The 15,276-nt window shown below is 65.4% G+C and carries 15 protein-coding genes; 13 read left to right on the top strand and 2 right to left on the bottom strand.

Annotated elements, in window-relative coordinates:
* The first annotated feature begins 14 nt into the window (after positions 1-14).
* The 9 genes from ACLP4W_RS19435 to ACLP4W_RS19395 all read left to right on the top strand — a co-directional run bounded on the left by ACLP4W_RS19435 (position 15) and on the right by ACLP4W_RS19395 (position 12,258).
* Entirely contained in the window at positions 15-3,965 is a 3,951-nt protein-coding gene (locus ACLP4W_RS19435) for a DNA-directed RNA polymerase subunit beta' (RefSeq protein WP_442388698.1), read from the top strand.
* 140 nt (positions 3,966-4,105) lie between these two features.
* Positions 4,106-4,987, top strand: coding sequence for a hypothetical protein (locus ACLP4W_RS19430; RefSeq protein ID WP_442388697.1), 882 nt, complete (start codon positions 4,106-4,108; stop codon positions 4,985-4,987).
* Positions 4,988-5,078: 91 nt separating this feature from the next.
* On the top strand, positions 5,079-5,834 hold the full coding sequence (locus ACLP4W_RS19425) for a deoxyribonuclease IV (RefSeq protein WP_442388695.1): 756 nt from the start codon (positions 5,079-5,081) through the stop codon (positions 5,832-5,834).
* A gap of 15 nt (positions 5,835-5,849) precedes the next feature.
* A complete protein-coding gene (locus tag ACLP4W_RS19420; protein ID WP_442388693.1) occupies positions 5,850-6,695 on the top strand; it encodes an alpha/beta hydrolase family esterase in 846 nt (281 codons plus the stop codon).
* 47 nt (positions 6,696-6,742) lie between these two features.
* A complete protein-coding gene (locus tag ACLP4W_RS19415; protein ID WP_442388691.1) occupies positions 6,743-8,371 on the top strand; it encodes an acyl-CoA dehydrogenase family protein in 1,629 nt (542 codons plus the stop codon).
* Between the two features lie 46 nt (positions 8,372-8,417).
* Positions 8,418-9,356: a crotonase/enoyl-CoA hydratase family protein gene (locus ACLP4W_RS19410; protein WP_442388689.1), complete on the top strand. Its 939-nt coding sequence runs from the start codon at positions 8,418-8,420 to the stop codon at positions 9,354-9,356.
* A gap of 24 nt (positions 9,357-9,380) precedes the next feature.
* On the top strand, positions 9,381-10,103 hold the full coding sequence (locus ACLP4W_RS19405; RefSeq protein ID WP_442388716.1) for a PaaX family transcriptional regulator C-terminal domain-containing protein: 723 nt from the start codon (positions 9,381-9,383) through the stop codon (positions 10,101-10,103).
* Positions 10,100-10,867, top strand: coding sequence for a crotonase/enoyl-CoA hydratase family protein (locus ACLP4W_RS19400; protein WP_442388687.1), 768 nt, complete (start codon positions 10,100-10,102; stop codon positions 10,865-10,867). The genes ACLP4W_RS19405 and ACLP4W_RS19400 overlap by 4 nt, the downstream gene beginning before the upstream one ends.
* Before the next feature lie 470 nt (positions 10,868-11,337).
* Entirely contained in the window at positions 11,338-12,258 is a 921-nt protein-coding gene (locus tag ACLP4W_RS19395; RefSeq protein WP_442388685.1) for an N-acetylmuramoyl-L-alanine amidase, read from the top strand.
* Positions 12,259-12,334: 76 nt separating this feature from the next.
* Here ACLP4W_RS19395 and ACLP4W_RS19390 read toward each other — a convergent pair whose 3' ends face one another.
* Both ACLP4W_RS19390 and ACLP4W_RS19385 read right to left on the bottom strand, forming a co-directional pair.
* On the bottom strand, positions 12,335-12,772 hold the full coding sequence (locus ACLP4W_RS19390) for a DUF3060 domain-containing protein (RefSeq protein WP_442388683.1): 438 nt from the start codon (positions 12,770-12,772) through the stop codon (positions 12,335-12,337).
* A gap of 3 nt (positions 12,773-12,775) precedes the next feature.
* Positions 12,776-13,153: a DUF3060 domain-containing protein gene (locus tag ACLP4W_RS19385; protein ID WP_442388681.1), complete on the bottom strand. Its 378-nt coding sequence runs from the start codon at positions 13,151-13,153 to the stop codon at positions 12,776-12,778.
* Positions 13,154-13,338: 185 nt separating this feature from the next.
* Between ACLP4W_RS19385 and ACLP4W_RS19380 the strand changes: the two genes are divergently transcribed.
* The 4 genes from ACLP4W_RS19380 to ACLP4W_RS19365 form a co-directional block, all read left to right on the top strand.
* Complete coding sequence (locus ACLP4W_RS19380; protein WP_442388679.1) at positions 13,339-13,977, top strand: TetR/AcrR family transcriptional regulator; 639 nt, start codon at positions 13,339-13,341, stop codon at positions 13,975-13,977.
* Between the two features lie 268 nt (positions 13,978-14,245).
* Positions 14,246-14,620 carry a 30S ribosomal protein S12 gene (gene rpsL / locus ACLP4W_RS19375; protein ID WP_007167812.1) on the top strand — a complete coding sequence of 125 codons (375 nt, stop codon included), beginning with the start codon at positions 14,246-14,248 and terminating at the stop codon, positions 14,618-14,620.
* Positions 14,620-15,090, top strand: a complete 471-nt coding sequence (gene rpsG, locus ACLP4W_RS19370; protein WP_442388677.1) for a 30S ribosomal protein S7 — start codon at positions 14,620-14,622, stop codon at positions 15,088-15,090. The genes rpsL and rpsG overlap by 1 nt, the downstream gene beginning before the upstream one ends.
* Before the next feature lie 73 nt (positions 15,091-15,163).
* Positions 15,164-15,276: GTP-binding protein (locus ACLP4W_RS19365; protein WP_442388714.1), on the top strand; the 113-nt coding region annotated here is incomplete at its 3' end.

The raw sequence follows: 15,276 nt of genomic DNA, 5'->3' as shown, positions 1-15,276 counted from the left end.
GGAAAGGGAGTTACGTGCTCGACGTCAACTTCTTCGATGAACTCCGCATTGGCCTGGCCACCGCGGAGGACATCAGGCAATGGTCTTACGGCGAGGTCAAGAAGCCGGAGACGATCAACTACCGCACGCTGAAACCGGAGAAGGACGGCCTGTTCTGCGAGAAGATCTTCGGACCGACTCGCGACTGGGAGTGCTACTGCGGCAAGTACAAGCGCGTCCGCTTCAAGGGCATCATCTGTGAACGTTGCGGCGTCGAGGTGACCCGCGCCAAGGTGCGCCGCGAGCGGATGGGCCACATCGAGCTGGCCGCGCCCGTCACGCACATCTGGTACTTCAAGGGTGTGCCGAGCCGGCTCGGTTACCTGCTCGACCTGGCCCCGAAGGACCTCGAGAAGATCATCTACTTCGCCGCCTACGTGATCACCGCGGTCGACGAGGAGATGCGGCACAACGAGCTGTCGACGCTCGAGGCCGAAATGGTGGTGGAGCGCAAGGGCGTTGAGGATCAGCGCGACGCCGACCTGGAGGCCCGGGCGCAGAAGCTGGAGGCCGACCTGGCCGAGCTGGAGGCCGAGGGCGCGAAGGCGGACGCAAGGCGGAAGGTTCGCGACGGCGGCGAGCGGGAGATGCGCCAGATGCGCGACCGCGCCCAGCGCGAGCTGGACCGGCTGGAGGACATCTGGAGCACCTTCACCAAGCTGGCCCCCAAGCAGCTGATCGTCGACGAGAACCTCTACCGCGAGCTCATCGACCGCTACGGCGAGTACTTCACCGGCGCCATGGGCGCGGAGTCGATCCAGAAACTGATCGAGAACTTCGACATCGACGCCGAGGCCGAAGCGCTGCGTGAGGTCATCCGAAGCGGCAAGGGGCAGAAGAAGCTTCGTGCGCTGAAGCGGCTGAAGGTGGTGGCCGCCTTCCAGCAGTCGGGCAACTCGCCGATGGGCATGGTGCTGGACGCCGTTCCGGTGATCCCGCCGGAGCTGCGTCCAATGGTTCAGCTCGACGGTGGCCGGTTCGCCACCAGCGACCTCAACGACCTGTACCGCCGGGTGATCAACCGCAACAACCGGCTCAAGAGGCTGATCGACCTCGGTGCTCCCGAGATCATCGTCAACAACGAGAAGCGGATGCTGCAGGAGTCCGTGGACGCGCTGTTCGACAACGGCCGTCGAGGCCGGCCTGTTACCGGGCCGGGCAACCGTCCGCTGAAGTCGTTGAGCGATCTGCTCAAGGGCAAGCAGGGCCGGTTCCGCCAGAACCTGCTCGGTAAGCGCGTCGACTACTCGGGCCGTTCGGTCATCGTGGTCGGCCCGCAGCTCAAGCTGCACCAGTGCGGCCTGCCCAAGCTGATGGCGCTGGAGCTGTTCAAGCCGTTCGTGATGAAGCGGCTGGTCGACCTCAACCACGCGCAAAACATCAAGAGCGCCAAGCGAATGGTGGAGCGCCAGCGTCCCCAGGTGTGGGATGTGCTCGAAGAGGTCATCGCCGAGCACCCGGTTCTGCTGAACCGGGCGCCCACCCTGCACCGGCTGGGTATCCAGGCCTTCGAGCCAATGCTGGTGGAAGGCAAGGCGATTCAGCTGCACCCGCTGGTGTGTGAGGCGTTCAACGCCGACTTCGACGGTGACCAGATGGCCGTCCACCTGCCGTTGAGCGCGGAGGCGCAGGCCGAGGCCCGCATTCTGATGCTGTCGAGCAACAACATCCTGTCGCCGGCGTCCGGCCGCCCGTTGGCCATGCCGCGGCTGGACATGGTGACCGGCCTGTACTACCTGACCACCGAGGTCGAGGGCGACACCGGCGAGTACCAGCCGGCCGCGAAGGATAGTCCGGAAACGGGTGTGTACTCCTCGCCGGCCGAAGCGATCATGGCGGCCGACCGCGGCGTGCTCTCGGTACGGGCCAAGATCAAGGTGCGGCTGACCCAGCTGCGTCCGCCCGTCGAGCTCGAGGCCGAGCTGTTCGGCACCAACGGCTGGCAGCCGGGGGATGCGTGGACGGCCGAGACGACGCTGGGCCGGGTGATGTTCAACGAGCTGCTGCCGCTGGGCTACGCGTTCGTGAACAAGCAGATGCACAAGAAGGTGCAGGCTTCGATCATCAACGACCTGGCCGAGCGCTACCCGATGATCGTGGTCGCGCAGACCGTCGACAAGCTCAAGGACGCCGGCTTCTACTGGGCGACCCGCAGTGGTGTCACGGTTTCCATGGCCGACGTGCTCGTTCCGCCGCGCAAGAAGGAGATCCTCGACCACTACGAGGAGCGCGCCGAAAAGGTCGAAAAGCAGTTCCAGCGTGGCGCTTTGAACCACGACGAGCGCAACGAGGCGCTGGTGGAGATCTGGAAGGAAGCCACCGACGAGGTGGGCCAGGCGCTGCGGGAGCACTACCCGAGCGACAACCCGATCATCACGATCGTGGACTCCGGTGCCACGGGTAACTTCACCCAGACCCGGACGCTGGCCGGCATGAAGGGTTTGGTGACCAACCCGAAGGGTGAGTTCATCCCGCGTCCGGTCAAGTCGTCGTTCCGCGAGGGCCTGACCGTGCTGGAGTACTTCATCAACACCCACGGCGCTCGAAAGGGCCTGGCGGACACCGCGTTGCGTACCGCCGACTCGGGTTACCTGACCCGTCGTCTGGTGGACGTGAGCCAGGACGTCATCGTCCGCGAGCACGACTGCCAGACCGAGCGTGGCATCGTCGTCGAGCTGGCCGAGCGTCAGCCCGACGGCACGCTGATCCGCGACCCATACATCGAAACCTCGGCGTACGCGCGGACTCTGGGCGCCGACGCGGTGGACGAGGCGGGCAACGTCGTCGTCGCGCGTGGTGAGGACCTGGGTGACCCGGAGATCGACGCCTTGCTGGCGGCGGGCATCACGCAGGTCAAGGTGCGCTCGGTGCTGACGTGCACCACCGGCACGGGTGTGTGCGCGACCTGCTACGGGCGTTCGATGGCCACCGGCAAGCTGGTCGACATCGGCGAGGCTGTGGGTATCGTCGCGGCCCAGTCGATCGGCGAGCCCGGCACGCAGCTGACCATGCGCACCTTCCACCAGGGTGGTGTCGGTGAGGACATCACCGGCGGTCTACCGCGTGTGCAGGAGCTGTTCGAGGCCCGCGTCCCGCGCGGTAAGGCGCCGATCGCCGACGTCACCGGCCGGGTCCGTCTCGAGGACGGTGAGCGCTTCTACAAGATCACCATCGTTCCCGACGACGGCGGCGAGGAAGTCGTCTACGACAAGCTCTCCAAGCGGCAGCGGCTGCGTGTGTTCAAGCACGACGACGGTTCTGAGGGAGTGCTTTCCGACGGTGACCACGTCGAGGTTGGCCAGCAGCTGATGGAAGGCTCGGCCGACCCGCACGAGGTGCTGCGGGTGCAGGGCCCCCGCGAGGTGCAGATCCACCTGACCAAGGAGGTCCAGGAGGTCTACCGGGCGCAGGGTGTGTCGATCCACGACAAGCACATCGAGGTGATCGTCCGGCAGATGCTGCGCCGGGTGACCATCATCGACTCGGGCTCGACGGAGTTCCTGCCCGGCTCGCTGATCGACCGCGCGGACTTCGAGGCCGAGAACCGTCGCGTAGTGGCCGAGAGCGGCGAGCCCGCCGCTGGCCGCCCAGTGCTGATGGGTATCACCAAGGCGTCGCTGGCCACCGACTCGTGGCTTTCTGCGGCGTCGTTCCAGGAGACCACGCGAGTGCTAACCGATGCGGCGATCAACTGCCGCAGCGACAAGCTGCAGGGTCTGAAAGAGAACGTGATCATCGGAAAGCTGATCCCGGCCGGTACCGGTATCAACCGCTACCGCAACATCCAGGTTCAGCCCACCGAGGAGGCCCGGGCGGCGGCGTACACCATCCCGTCCTACGAGGACCAGTACTACAGCCCGGACTTCGGCCAGGCCACCGGTGCTGCGGTTCCGCTGGACGACTACGGCTACTCGGATTATCGGTAACCTTCTGTAGCGCGAGCAGACGCAAAAGCCCCCGCACGCACGGCGTGTCGGGGGCTTTTGGGTCTCCTCATCCACCCAATCCCCATTGTCGTCGGTTGCTGGCTACCACCTTCGCTCGCGCTCCAGCAGCATTGTGGCCCATGGACATCGAGAGCGTGCTGTTGGCTAGAGGCGGGTTGGCGACGACCGCCGAACTGCTGACCGTGACGACACGCAAGCGGCTCGCCGGATTCATCAAGGCGGGCAGGCTAATTCGGGTGTGCCACGGGGTTTATGCGTTGGATGAGCCCGACATTGTCGGCAAGCTGGCAGCGTTTGATCTGGTCGCCGGGCAGCCGATCGTGGCTTGCATGGGGACGGCTGCGGCGTTGTACGGCTTCGATACCGAAAACACGTCTCGTGTCCACATACTTGATCCCGGCGTGCGGATGCGGCCGTCAAGAAGTCTCATGGTGCACCAACGAATCGGCGCACCGCTGCGACGGGTCGAGGGTCGATTGGCGACAGCGCCCGCGTGGACGGTAATCGAAGTCGCTCGGACGCTCCGGCGATCGCGCGCTTTGGCGACACTTGACGCTGCCCTGCACGTCGGAGCCTGTACTGCAGCGGAATTGCATGCCACGATCACCCAACAGAAGGGGCGCCGCGGAATCGTCAAGGTCCGTGAGCTGATCGACTGCGCCGACGGTCGTGCCGAGTCGCCGATGGAGAGCGAGGCGCGACTGGTGTTCCTCGACGCGCGGTTGCCGATGCCAGAGCTGCAATACAGCGTCGTCGACCGGTACGGCCGAGTCTGGCGCGTCGACTTCGCGTGGCCGGAAGCGTTTGTCGTAGCCGAATACGACAGCATTGAGTGGCACGCGGGTCGCGAGCGCATGCTGCGTGACAGGCTGAAGACGGCCCGACTGCAAGAATGCGGCTTCACGACCATTCCGATGAGCGTCGAAGACATCAGACGCGATCCGGTTGGACTCACCGACCGCATTAACTACCACCTGCAGCGGCACCGTTTGGCCTGCTGAGCAGACGTAAAAGCCCGCGCACGCATGGCGTGTCGCGGGCTTTTTCGTCTGCTCGCCGAGACTGTCCGCGCCGCTCACTAGACTGGCCGACGTGCTCATCGGTTCACACGTAAGCCCGCAGGATCCGCTCGCAGCCGCTGCCGCCGAGAACGCCGACGTGGTGCAGATATTCCTCGGCAACCCGCAGAGCTGGAAGGCGCCCAAGCCGCGCGAGGACGCCGCACAGCTCAAAGCCGCGGCCCTACCGATCTACGTGCACGCGCCCTATCTGATCAACGTCGCGTCGGCGAACAACCGGGTGCGGATCCCGTCGCGCAAGATCCTGCAGGACACCTGCGACGCGGCGGCCGAGATCGGTGCTGCCGCGGTGATCGTGCACGGTGGGCACGTCGCCGAGGACAGCGAGCTCGACGAAGGTTTCCAGCGCTGGCGCAAGGCGCTCGAGCAATTGCAGACCGAAGTTCCGGTGTATCTGGAGAACACCGCCGGCGGCGATCACGCAATGGCCCGCCATTTCGACACCATTGGACGGCTCTGGGATCACATCGGCGACAAAGGGATCGGCTTTTGCCTCGACACCTGCCACGCCTGGGCGGCGGGCGAGGCGCTAATCGACGCCGCCGACCGGATCAAGGGCATCACCGGCCGCATCGACCTGGTGCACTGCAACGACTCCAAGGACACGGCGGGCTCGGGTCGCGACCGGCACGCCAACTTCGGCACCGGGCAGATCGATCCCGAGTTGCTGGTGGCGGTGGTCAAAGCCGCGGATGCGCCGGTGATCTGCGAAACGGCCGACGAAGGCCGCAAGGACGACATCGCGTTTTTGCGTGGGCGGCTGAGCTGAGCGAAACGGACGGCCATGGTCGCGCGGGTCGTGGCACTTCTCGGCGTAGCACTGGTCATCGCCGGCTGCGTTGCCCGGGAAACGGCAAAATCGTCAGCCTTCGCCGAAGGCACCAGCGTGCACACGATCAGCGTCGGCGGACATGACCGCACCTACCGGCTCTACAAGCCGGCGGGATTGCCCGCGTCGGCCCCACTGGTTGTAATGCTGCACGGCGGCTTCGGCAGCGCCGCACAGGCCGAAAGGTCCTACGGCTGGGACGGATTAGCGGACTCGTCCAAGTTCGTCGTCGCCTATCCGGATGGCCTGAACCGGGCCTGGAACGTCAACGGTGGCGGCTGCTGCGGCCGGCCCGCCAAGGAAGGCATCGACGACGTCGGCTTCATCACCGCGGCCGTTGCCGACATCGGCCGCAACGTCAGCATCGACGCCTCCCAGGTCTACGCCGCCGGCATGAGCAACGGCGGCATGATGTCCTACACCCTGGCGTGCGACACGACCCTCTTCGCGGCGATCGGCCCGGTTTCGGGGACACAGTTCGACCCGTGCAGGTCACCGCATCCGGCGTCGGTCATGGCGATTCACGGCACGGCAGATCCGCTGATTCCCTACGGTGGCGGGCCCGGCCGTGGCTTCGTCCACATCAACGGCCCGCCGATACCGGACCTGAATGCGTTCTGGCGCAAGGTCGATCAATGTCAAGCGCCGTCCGTCACGACCAGCGGGTCGGTCACCACCTCGACCGCCGGATGTGCCGACAACCGCAGCGTGGTGCTGATCACCATCGACGGCGGCGGCCACCATTGGCCCGACTTCGCCACCCAGAAGCTGTGGCAGTTCTTCGCCGCTCATCCCCGTTGAGCATTACAGGTCTTGTGCGGTTGTAGAAAAAATGTAACATGATGGGCATGTCAGATACTCATCTCGTCACCAACCAGGTCCCGCCGCTGGAGGAGCACAACCCGGCATCCTCCCCGGTGCTTATCGAGGCTCTGATCCGCGAAGGCGGGCAGTGGGGCCTGGACGAGGTGACGACGGTCGGTGCGATTTCCGGTTCCAAGCAGGCGCAACGCTGGGGCGAGTTGGCCGACCGCAACCAACCGATCCTGCGTATCCACGACCGCTACGGCCATCGCATCGACGAGGTCGAGTACGACCCGGCCTACCACGAGCTGATGCGTACCGCGATCGAGCACGGTCTGCACGCCGCGCCGTGGGCCGACGACCGGCCCGGCTCGCATGTGGTCCGGGCGGCCAAGACCAGCGTGTGGACCGCCGAACCCGGCCACATGTGCCCGATTTCGATGACCTACGCCGTCATTCCGGCGCTGCGCTTCAACCCGGAGCTCGCTGCCGTCTATGAGCCGCTGCTGACCAGCCGGCACTACGACGCCGAGCTCAAGGTGCCGACGACAAAGCTCGGGATGACCGCGGGCATGTCGATGACTGAAAAGCAGGGCGGCTCCGATGTCCGTGCCGGCACTACGCAGGCCACCCGCAACGCCGACGGCAGCTACAGCCTGACCGGTCACAAGTGGTTCACCTCGGCGCCGATGTGCGACATGTTCCTGGTGCTCGCGCAGGCGCCCGGCGGGCTGTCCTGCTTCTTTTTGCCCCGAGTGCTGCCCGACGGCACCCGCAACCGGATGCTGCTGCAGCGGCTCAAGGACAAGCTCGGCAACCACGCCAACGCGTCCAGCGAGGTCGAGTACGACGGCGCCACCGCGTGGCTGGTTGGCGAGGAGGGCCGCGGCGTCCCGACCATCATCGAGATGGTCAACCTGACCCGCCTGGACTGCACGCTGGGCAGCGCAACCAGCATGCGCACCGGGCTGACCCACGCCGTCCACCACGCGCAGCACCGCAAGGCATTCGGCGAGTACCTGATCGACCAGCCGCTGATGCGTAATGTGTTGGCGGACCTCGCAGTTGAGGCTGAGGCCGCCACCATGGTGGCGATGCGCATGGCTGGCGCCACCGACAACGCCATTCGCGGAGACCAGACAGAAGCGTTGCTGCGCCGGATCGGACTGGCGGCCAGCAAGTACTGGGTGTGCAAGCGGTCCGCGCCGCACGCCGTCGAGGCGCTGGAATGCCTGGGTGGCAACGGCTATGTCGAGGATTCCGGCATGCCGCGGCTGTACCGTGAGGCACCGCTGATGGGGATCTGGGAGGGATCCGGCAATGTCAGCGCGCTGGATACATTGCGCGCAGTGGCAACTCGTCCGGAGTGTGTTGACGTGCTGTTTGACGAGCTGGCCAAGAGCGCGGGGCAGGATCCGCGTTTGGACGGCCACATCGAGCGCCTGCGAACGCAGCTCGGCGATCTGGACACCATTCAGTACCGGGCCCGCAAGGTCGCCGAGGACATCTGCTTGGCGCTGCAGGGCTCGCTGCTGGTGCGCCACGGACATCCCGCTGTGGCCGAGGCGTTCTCGGCGACTCGCCTCGGCCGGGAGTGGGGCGGAGCTTTCGGAACCATGCCCTCCGGGCTGGATCTCGCTCCGATCCTCGAGCGGGCAATGATCAAGGGATGACGCGCGCCGGCGACGATGCAGAACGGTGCGGGGGAAAGCGGCGCTCATGACTCATGCGATCAGACCGGTCGACTTCGACAACCTGAAGACAATGACCTACGAGGTCACCGATCGGGTTGCGCGTATTACCTTCAACCGCCCCGAGAAGGGCAACGCAATCGTTGCCGACACCCCGCTGGAACTGTCGGCTCTGGTCGAACGGGCCGATCTGGACCCGGATGTGCATGTCATCCTGGTCTCCGGCACGGGTGAGGGCTTCTGCGCGGGTTTCGACCTGAGCGCCTACGCCGACCGCACCGGCTCAGCCGGTGGCACCGGCGCCTACCAGGCAACAGTGCTGGACGGTAAGACGCAGGCGGTCAACCACTTACCGAATCAGCCGTGGGATCCGATGATCGACTACCAGATGATGAGCCGCTTCGTACGTGGCTTTTCCAGCCTGATGCACGCGGACAAGCCCACGGTGGTCAAGATCCACGGCTACTGTGTGGCGGGCGGTACCGACATCGCCCTGCACGCCGACCAGGTGATCGCCGCGTCGGACGCCAAAATCGGCTATCCGCCAACCCGGGTCTGGGGGGTGCCAGCCGCGGGGCTCTGGGCGCACCGGCTGGGCGACCAGCGCGCCAAACGTCTTCTGCTGACCGGGGATTGCATCACCGGGGCACAAGCCGCCGAGTGGGGCCTGGCAGTCGACGCGCCCGACCCCGAACACCTCGACGAGCGCACCGAACGCCTGATCGAGCGGATCGCCGCGGTGCCGGTCAATCAGCTGATCATGGTCAAACTCGCGCTCAACTCGGCGCTGCTGCAACAGGGCGTGGCCACCAGCCGGATGGTCAGCACGATCTTCGACGGTGTCGCCCGGCACACACCCGAGGGGCACGCGTTCGTCGCCGACGCCGTCGAGCACGGCTTCCGCGATGCGGTGCGTCACCGCGATGAACCGTTCGGCGACTACGGTCGCCGAGCCTCCCAGGTCTGACGGGTCAACACGATGTCAAAATCGCTGACCCGCATGACCGCCCGGTCGGTGGTGCTCAGCGTGCTGCTCGGCGCCCATCCGGCGTGGGCCAGCGCGGGTGAATTGATAAGGCTCACCAGCGACTTCGGCATCAGGGAACCCACGTTGCGGGTCGCGTTGACCCGAATGGTCAGCGCCGGCGACTTGATCCGGTCCGCCGACGGCTACCGACTCGCCGAGCGGCTGCTGGCCCGGCAGCGCAGGCAGGACGATGCCATGCGGCCAAGGCTGCGACCCTGGCGCGGATACTGGACCACTGTGATTGTCACCAGCGTCGGTACCGATCCCCGGACCCGGGCCGCGTTGCGAACTAGGCTGCACGACAAGCGTTTCAGGGAGCTGCGCGAGGGGGTGTGGATGCGGCCGGACAACCTCGAGGTCGACCTGGACGCCGAAATGCGTGCCCGGGTGCGGATAGTGCAGGCCCGCGATGACGCGCCCGCCGAGTTAGCCGGGCAGCTATGGGACCTGGCGTCGTGGGCCCGCACCGGTCACCGGCTGCTCGCCGAGATGTCGGAGGCAACCGATGTTCCCGCTCGGTTCATGGTCGCCGCTGCGATCGTGCGCCACCTCTTGATCGACCCGGTGCTGCCGTCCGAATTGTTGCCCGCAGACTGGCCGGGCGCGCGGCTGCGCGCTGCCTACAACAACTTCGCCGCCGAACTGACCGAGCGGCGCGACGGTATCCGATTAGTGGAGGCGACATGAGCGATCCGGTACGCGTAGAACGCAATGGTGCGGTGACCACGGTGATCCTGAACCGGCCGGAGGCCCGCAACGCCGTCAACGGCCCGACGGCTGCTGCGTTGTTTGCGGCGTTCGAGGAGTTCGATCGCGACGACACCGCTTCGGTGGCGGTGTTATGGGGTGATAACGGAACCTTCTGCGCCGGAGCTGATTTGAAGGCGTTCGGCACATCGGAGGCCAACGCGGTACACCGGACGGGTCCCGGCCCGATGGGTCCGACGCGGATGGCGCTGTCAAAGCCGGTAATCGCCGCGGTCAGTGGCTACGCCGTCGCCGGCGGCCTGGAGCTCGCGTTGTGGTGCGACCTGCGGGTGGCCGAGGAGGACGCAGTGTTCGGGGTGTTCTGCCGCCGGTGGGGTGTGCCACTAATCGACGGCGGCACCATCAGGCTGCCCCGGCTGATCGGGCAGGGCCGGGCCATGGACATGATTCTCACCGGCCGCGCGGTCGACGCCACCGAAGCGCTGGCAATGGGACTGGCCAATCGTGTTGTGCCCAAAGGACAGGCCCGCGAGGCCGCCGAGCAGCTCGCCGCCGAGCTGGCCGCATTGCCTCAGCAGTGCATGCGATCGGATCGACTCTCAGCGCTGCATCAGTGGGGGATGACCGAATCAGACGCTCTTGACTGCGAATTCGCCAGCATTTCCCGCGTGGCCGCCGAAGCGACGGAAGGTGCGGGACGTTTCGCTGCCGGCGCCGGCCGGCACGGCGCTGCCGCGGTATAGCGGAGATTGCCCGGCGCGCTTCTGGCGGCGTGACCGACGGCTGCGGCGACGTCGGCCGGTTGCCGTCCTGTCCTTCCGCCGATTAGGTGCGATTTGGACGATTCGAGGCCTGGTAGGAAGCCCGCGGTGACAAGCTCGACGGTGGGATCGGCGGCGGCGGATCGACGCAATACTTATGGAAAGCGTCCGATGGCCGGGGTCCGGCTCCTACTGCCTATTAGAGCGGCCCACTGGGGCCGCGACCCACCGAAAACGATGAGAGAGCAGACGGAACGACATGAGCACGACCGGCAACATGAAGAAAGGAAACGTGAAGAAGAGAGCTGTCGGGAAACCAGGATTGGCCAACTCCGATGACCCCGAGTCGCTGAAGTACCCGCATGATGTGATCGGAATCCGACCGAACGAGAAGCGCGTCGGCTTGTTTAACCAGAGCGCCGCGTCGGGGCGAACCGTCGCGGACCGAATGGATGCTGAACGGTCGGCGGCTTTGTTCTATCACGCGCTGGCCCGGCTCGACTACAGCTCCACCGCCCACCCACCTAGTTGGTACGCCCAGCGGGTCCAGCAATCCCCATACCCTGACCTATACGCAGCGCTTCGCCGAAGCCCTGCGTATCTACACACGATTGGCAAGACACACACGCCACATTGCACGCCCTGATTTCAACGAGCACCCGAAATGGTCGCCCAACTGCTACAGCCGCTGCGGCACCAAAATTGACCTTTGGCTGCTTCACACCGAGGAGGGCAACTCCACCGCCGACCAGCTGGCGGATTACCTGAACATGCCGGCCAGTGAGGTGAGCTATCACTACACAATCTCGGACGACCCGAACGACGGCGGAGTCACCGTCTGCGAGGTGGTTGACACCGACTACGCGTCCTGGAGTGTTAAGAAGGAGTCCAACAAGCGATCGATCAACCTTTGCTTCGCCGGCTCCTGGATCGCATGGACGCGCCAGCAGTGGCTCGACAACGCCGCTAAGGCGATCGACGTCGCCGCCTACTTGGCCGTGCAGGACTGCCAAAAGCGCGGTATCCCAATCAAAGTCATCAAGCCGCCCTATCTGTCGGACCCTCCGGGCATGTCGGATCACCGCTACTGCACAGACCACCTGAAGGACGGGAACACCCACACCGACGTCGGTAACAACTTCCCATGGGATGTGTTTGAGTCTGCGGTCAACAAATCCGCCGGCATTGTCGGACCAGCGCCGTCGCCGATACCGGCCCCGCCGTTGGACGATGCGCATCTAACCAGCGCGGTCGCCGATCTGGTCAAGCGTGTCGCGGCACTCGAAAAGTCAGCGGCGTCCGCGCCTGCGAAGGCTGCTGCGAAGAAAGCACCCCGAAAAAGAACGAAATCCCCTGGCGCGGGTGAAAACTGACCTGCGGCATGGCGACCCGGACGCCGTGACTGGTTGAAGCACAGGCCCCGCACTCTCGTCGAAGCGTGTCCGCGGACTAGCTGACCTTGTTGATCGTGTTGCCGTTCCCGAGGTTCTCGACCTTGGGGTTGCCGTCTTTGTAAGTGATCGTGTTGTTGATCCCCACGACGTTGAGTCTCTTGTCGATCTTGTCGATGGTGATCTTGTTGTCGGCACCGCCGATACTCACCGTCCCGCAGGTGCCTTTGACGGTCAGTGTGTTGTTGTTGCCGCCTACGTTGAGGGACTTCCCGTCGCCGCAATCGAGAGTGGTTGTGGTACCGAGCGATCCGTAGTTGATCGTGTTGCCGATGTCGAACTGCGCACCCGTACTGGTCGTCGAGGTCGTCGGGCTCGTCGCGGTGGGGGAGGCGGACCCCCTTGTAGAAGGGACCGCGTTGTTGTTCTTGCTGCCGCAGCCGGCGATCCCGACCACCAACACGAGGGTAGATAGCGTCAGGACGAGCGCGCGCATGCTTTACCCCGCAACCTGGCTGAGGCGATTGGTCATGCCGAGTTCGCGGCCACGGTCCCATACGAATGGCTGGCCACTTTTGTAGAAGACCGACTCGTTAGAGCCGTAGACGGTGATGTCGTGGACGACGTTGTCGGCGACGACGGTGTGACCCGAGCCCATCACCGTCACCGCCCAGTAGGTCCCCAGCGCGTTGACGGTGTTCCGCGTCCCGTCGACGAGCAGCGTGGCGGCATTGCAGTCGATCGTCTGCTCGACACCCTCCCCGGTGACATGGGTACCACCGTTTTTGGCGTGCCCGGTCGGCGCGCCGGCGGTCAGGGTGAATGGAATCGCGATCGCGCAGGCGGCCAAGGCTCGGCATGGCAGTGTCCATTTCACCGCGGGCTCCTCTCGCCATGGCGCGTGATCTGCTGGAGGAGAGCGTACGTGGATTGCCGCGCGGCATGGCCCGCTTCCCCCACATACCGGCCGATCGCAAGCGGCCGGTATTTCCACCTCGGCACCAGCCGCATCGTCGGCAGACTAGAGTTCGTCGCTGATTAGCAACCCGAAGGGCGATCGCCATGGCACCTGAGCCGGAGTCGTCGGCCGGTCGGGGCACCGGGGCGAAGTCTGCGGCCCGGCCGGCCCGACTGAGCCGCGAGATCATCGTCAACGCCGCGCTTACCTTCCTGGACCGGGAGGGTTGGGACGCGCTGACGATCAACGCCCTGGCGACGCAACTCGGGACCAAGGGCCCGTCGTTGTACAACCACGTCGACAGCCTGGAAGACCTGCGCCGCACGGTGCGGATGCGGGTGATCGACGACATCATCACCATGCTGGCCCGGGTCGCCGAAGGACGAGTCGGCGACGATGCCGTGCTGGTCATGGCCGGCGCTTACCGCAGCTATGCCCATCACCACCCGGGCCGGTATTCGGCGTTCACCCGGATGCCGCTGTCCGGCGGCGACGATCCGGAGTTCACTGCGGCCACCAAGGGCGCGGCGGCACCGGTGATGGCGGTGTTGTCGTCCTATGGGCTCGGCACCGAGCAGGCCTTTTACGCGGCGCTGGAATTCTGGTCGGCGATGCACGGCTTCGTGCTGCTGGAAATGACCGGTGTGATGGACGACATCGTCGACACCGACACGGTCTTCTCGGACATGGTGCTGCGCCTCGCGGCCGGCATGGAGCGCCGCAGCGAACGCAGCGCCCAATAGCCCCGTTAACCTGGCACCGGACGGCAACGCCGTCGCTTTGACCTGCCCGACCAGCGGCGGGTATTGTAGTTGCTCGTGCCTGGCGGCTTAAGGCGCTTGACCTAAGGCGCGCACGCCGGGCCAATTCGCATGTCCATGACGCAACGGATGAAATTCTGCGGCGGGAGCATGCGACACACCCGGCCGCGGGGGACTGTGGCAGGGCATAACTGCACTACAGAGACTTGAAACCACCGACAATCGAACTTCAAACATAGGAAGCCGGTAGATGCCAACCATTCAGCAGCTGGTCCGCAAGGGGCGCCGCGACAAGATCGCCAAGGTCAAGACGGCGGCCCTCAAGGGCAGCCCGCAGCGCCGTGGCGTGTGCACTCGCGTGTACACCACGACTCCGAAGAAGCCGAACTCGGCGCTTCGGAAGGTCGCGCGTGTCAAACTGACCAGCCAGGTTGAGGTGACGGCATACATCCCCGGCGAGGGCCACAACCTCCAGGAGCACTCAATGGTCCTGGTGCGTGGCGGCCGGGTGAAGGACCTGCCGGGAGTGCGGTACAAGATCATCCGCGGCTCGCTGGACACCCAGGGTGTGAAGAACCGCAAGCAGGCTCGTAGCCGTTACGGCGCCAAGAAGGAGAAGAGCTGATGCCGCGCAAGGGGCCGGCGCCCAAGCGCCCGCTGGTTAACGATCCGGTCTACGGATCGCAGCTGGTCACCCAGCTGGTCAACAAAGTTTTGATGCAGGGGAAGAAATCCCTGGCCGAGCGCATTGTATATGCAGCGCTCGAACAAGCCCGCGAAAAGACCGGCACCGATCCGGTGATCACGCTGAAGCGGGCCCTGGACAATGTCAAGCCGGCCCTGGAGGTGCGCAGCCGCCGCGTCGGTGGTGCCACGTATCAGGTGCCCGTCGAGGTGCGGCCCGAGCGGTCCACCACGCTCGCGCTGCGCTGGCTCGTCAGCTTCTCCCGGCAGCGTCGGGAGAAGACCATGATCGAGCGCCTGGCAAACGAGATCATGGATGCCAGCAACGGCCTCGGGGCCGCCGTCAAGCGACGCGAGGACACCCACAAGATGGCCGAGGCAAACCGCGCCTTCGCGCATTATCGCTGGTAGATAGCGCCGGCGATGAGGCCGGGTGCCAACTGACAGCGAACTGACAAGCAATCGAAAGAGTGGGAAGACTTCTGTGGCACAGAAGGACGTGCTGACCGACCTGACCAAGGTCCGCAACATCGGCATCATGGCGCACATCGACGCCGGGAAGACGACGACGACGGAGCGCATCCTCTACTACACCGG

The organism is Mycobacterium sp. (assembly GCF_052145595.1).
Lineage (GTDB): Bacteria > Actinomycetota > Actinomycetes > Mycobacteriales > Mycobacteriaceae > Mycobacterium.
Note: the sequence above shows the minus strand (reverse complement) of the source record. Positions and strands in the feature narration are given on the sequence as shown.

Excerpts from the sequence above, each read along its gene's own strand:
- ACLP4W_RS19430 (WP_442388697.1), top strand. The coding sequence starts at position 4,106 with ATGGACATCGAGAGCGTGCTGTTGGCTAGAGGCGGGTTGGCGACGACC.
- ACLP4W_RS19420 (WP_442388693.1), top strand. The coding sequence starts at position 5,850 with ATGGTCGCGCGGGTCGTGGCACTTCTCGGCGTAGCACTGGTCATCGCC.
- ACLP4W_RS19415 (WP_442388691.1), top strand. The coding sequence starts at position 6,743 with ATGTCAGATACTCATCTCGTCACCAACCAGGTCCCGCCGCTGGAGGAG.
- ACLP4W_RS19410 (WP_442388689.1), top strand. The coding sequence starts at position 8,418 with ATGACTCATGCGATCAGACCGGTCGACTTCGACAACCTGAAGACAATG.
- ACLP4W_RS19400 (WP_442388687.1), top strand. The coding sequence starts at position 10,100 with ATGAGCGATCCGGTACGCGTAGAACGCAATGGTGCGGTGACCACGGTG.
- ACLP4W_RS19395 (WP_442388685.1), top strand. The coding sequence starts at position 11,338 with ATGCTGAACGGTCGGCGGCTTTGTTCTATCACGCGCTGGCCCGGCTCG.
- ACLP4W_RS19390 (WP_442388683.1), bottom strand. The coding sequence starts at position 12,772 with ATGCGCGCGCTCGTCCTGACGCTATCTACCCTCGTGTTGGTGGTCGGG.
- ACLP4W_RS19380 (WP_442388679.1), top strand. The coding sequence starts at position 13,339 with ATGGCACCTGAGCCGGAGTCGTCGGCCGGTCGGGGCACCGGGGCGAAG.
- rpsL (WP_007167812.1), top strand. The coding sequence starts at position 14,246 with ATGCCAACCATTCAGCAGCTGGTCCGCAAGGGGCGCCGCGACAAGATC.
- rpsG (WP_442388677.1), top strand. The coding sequence starts at position 14,620 with ATGCCGCGCAAGGGGCCGGCGCCCAAGCGCCCGCTGGTTAACGATCCG.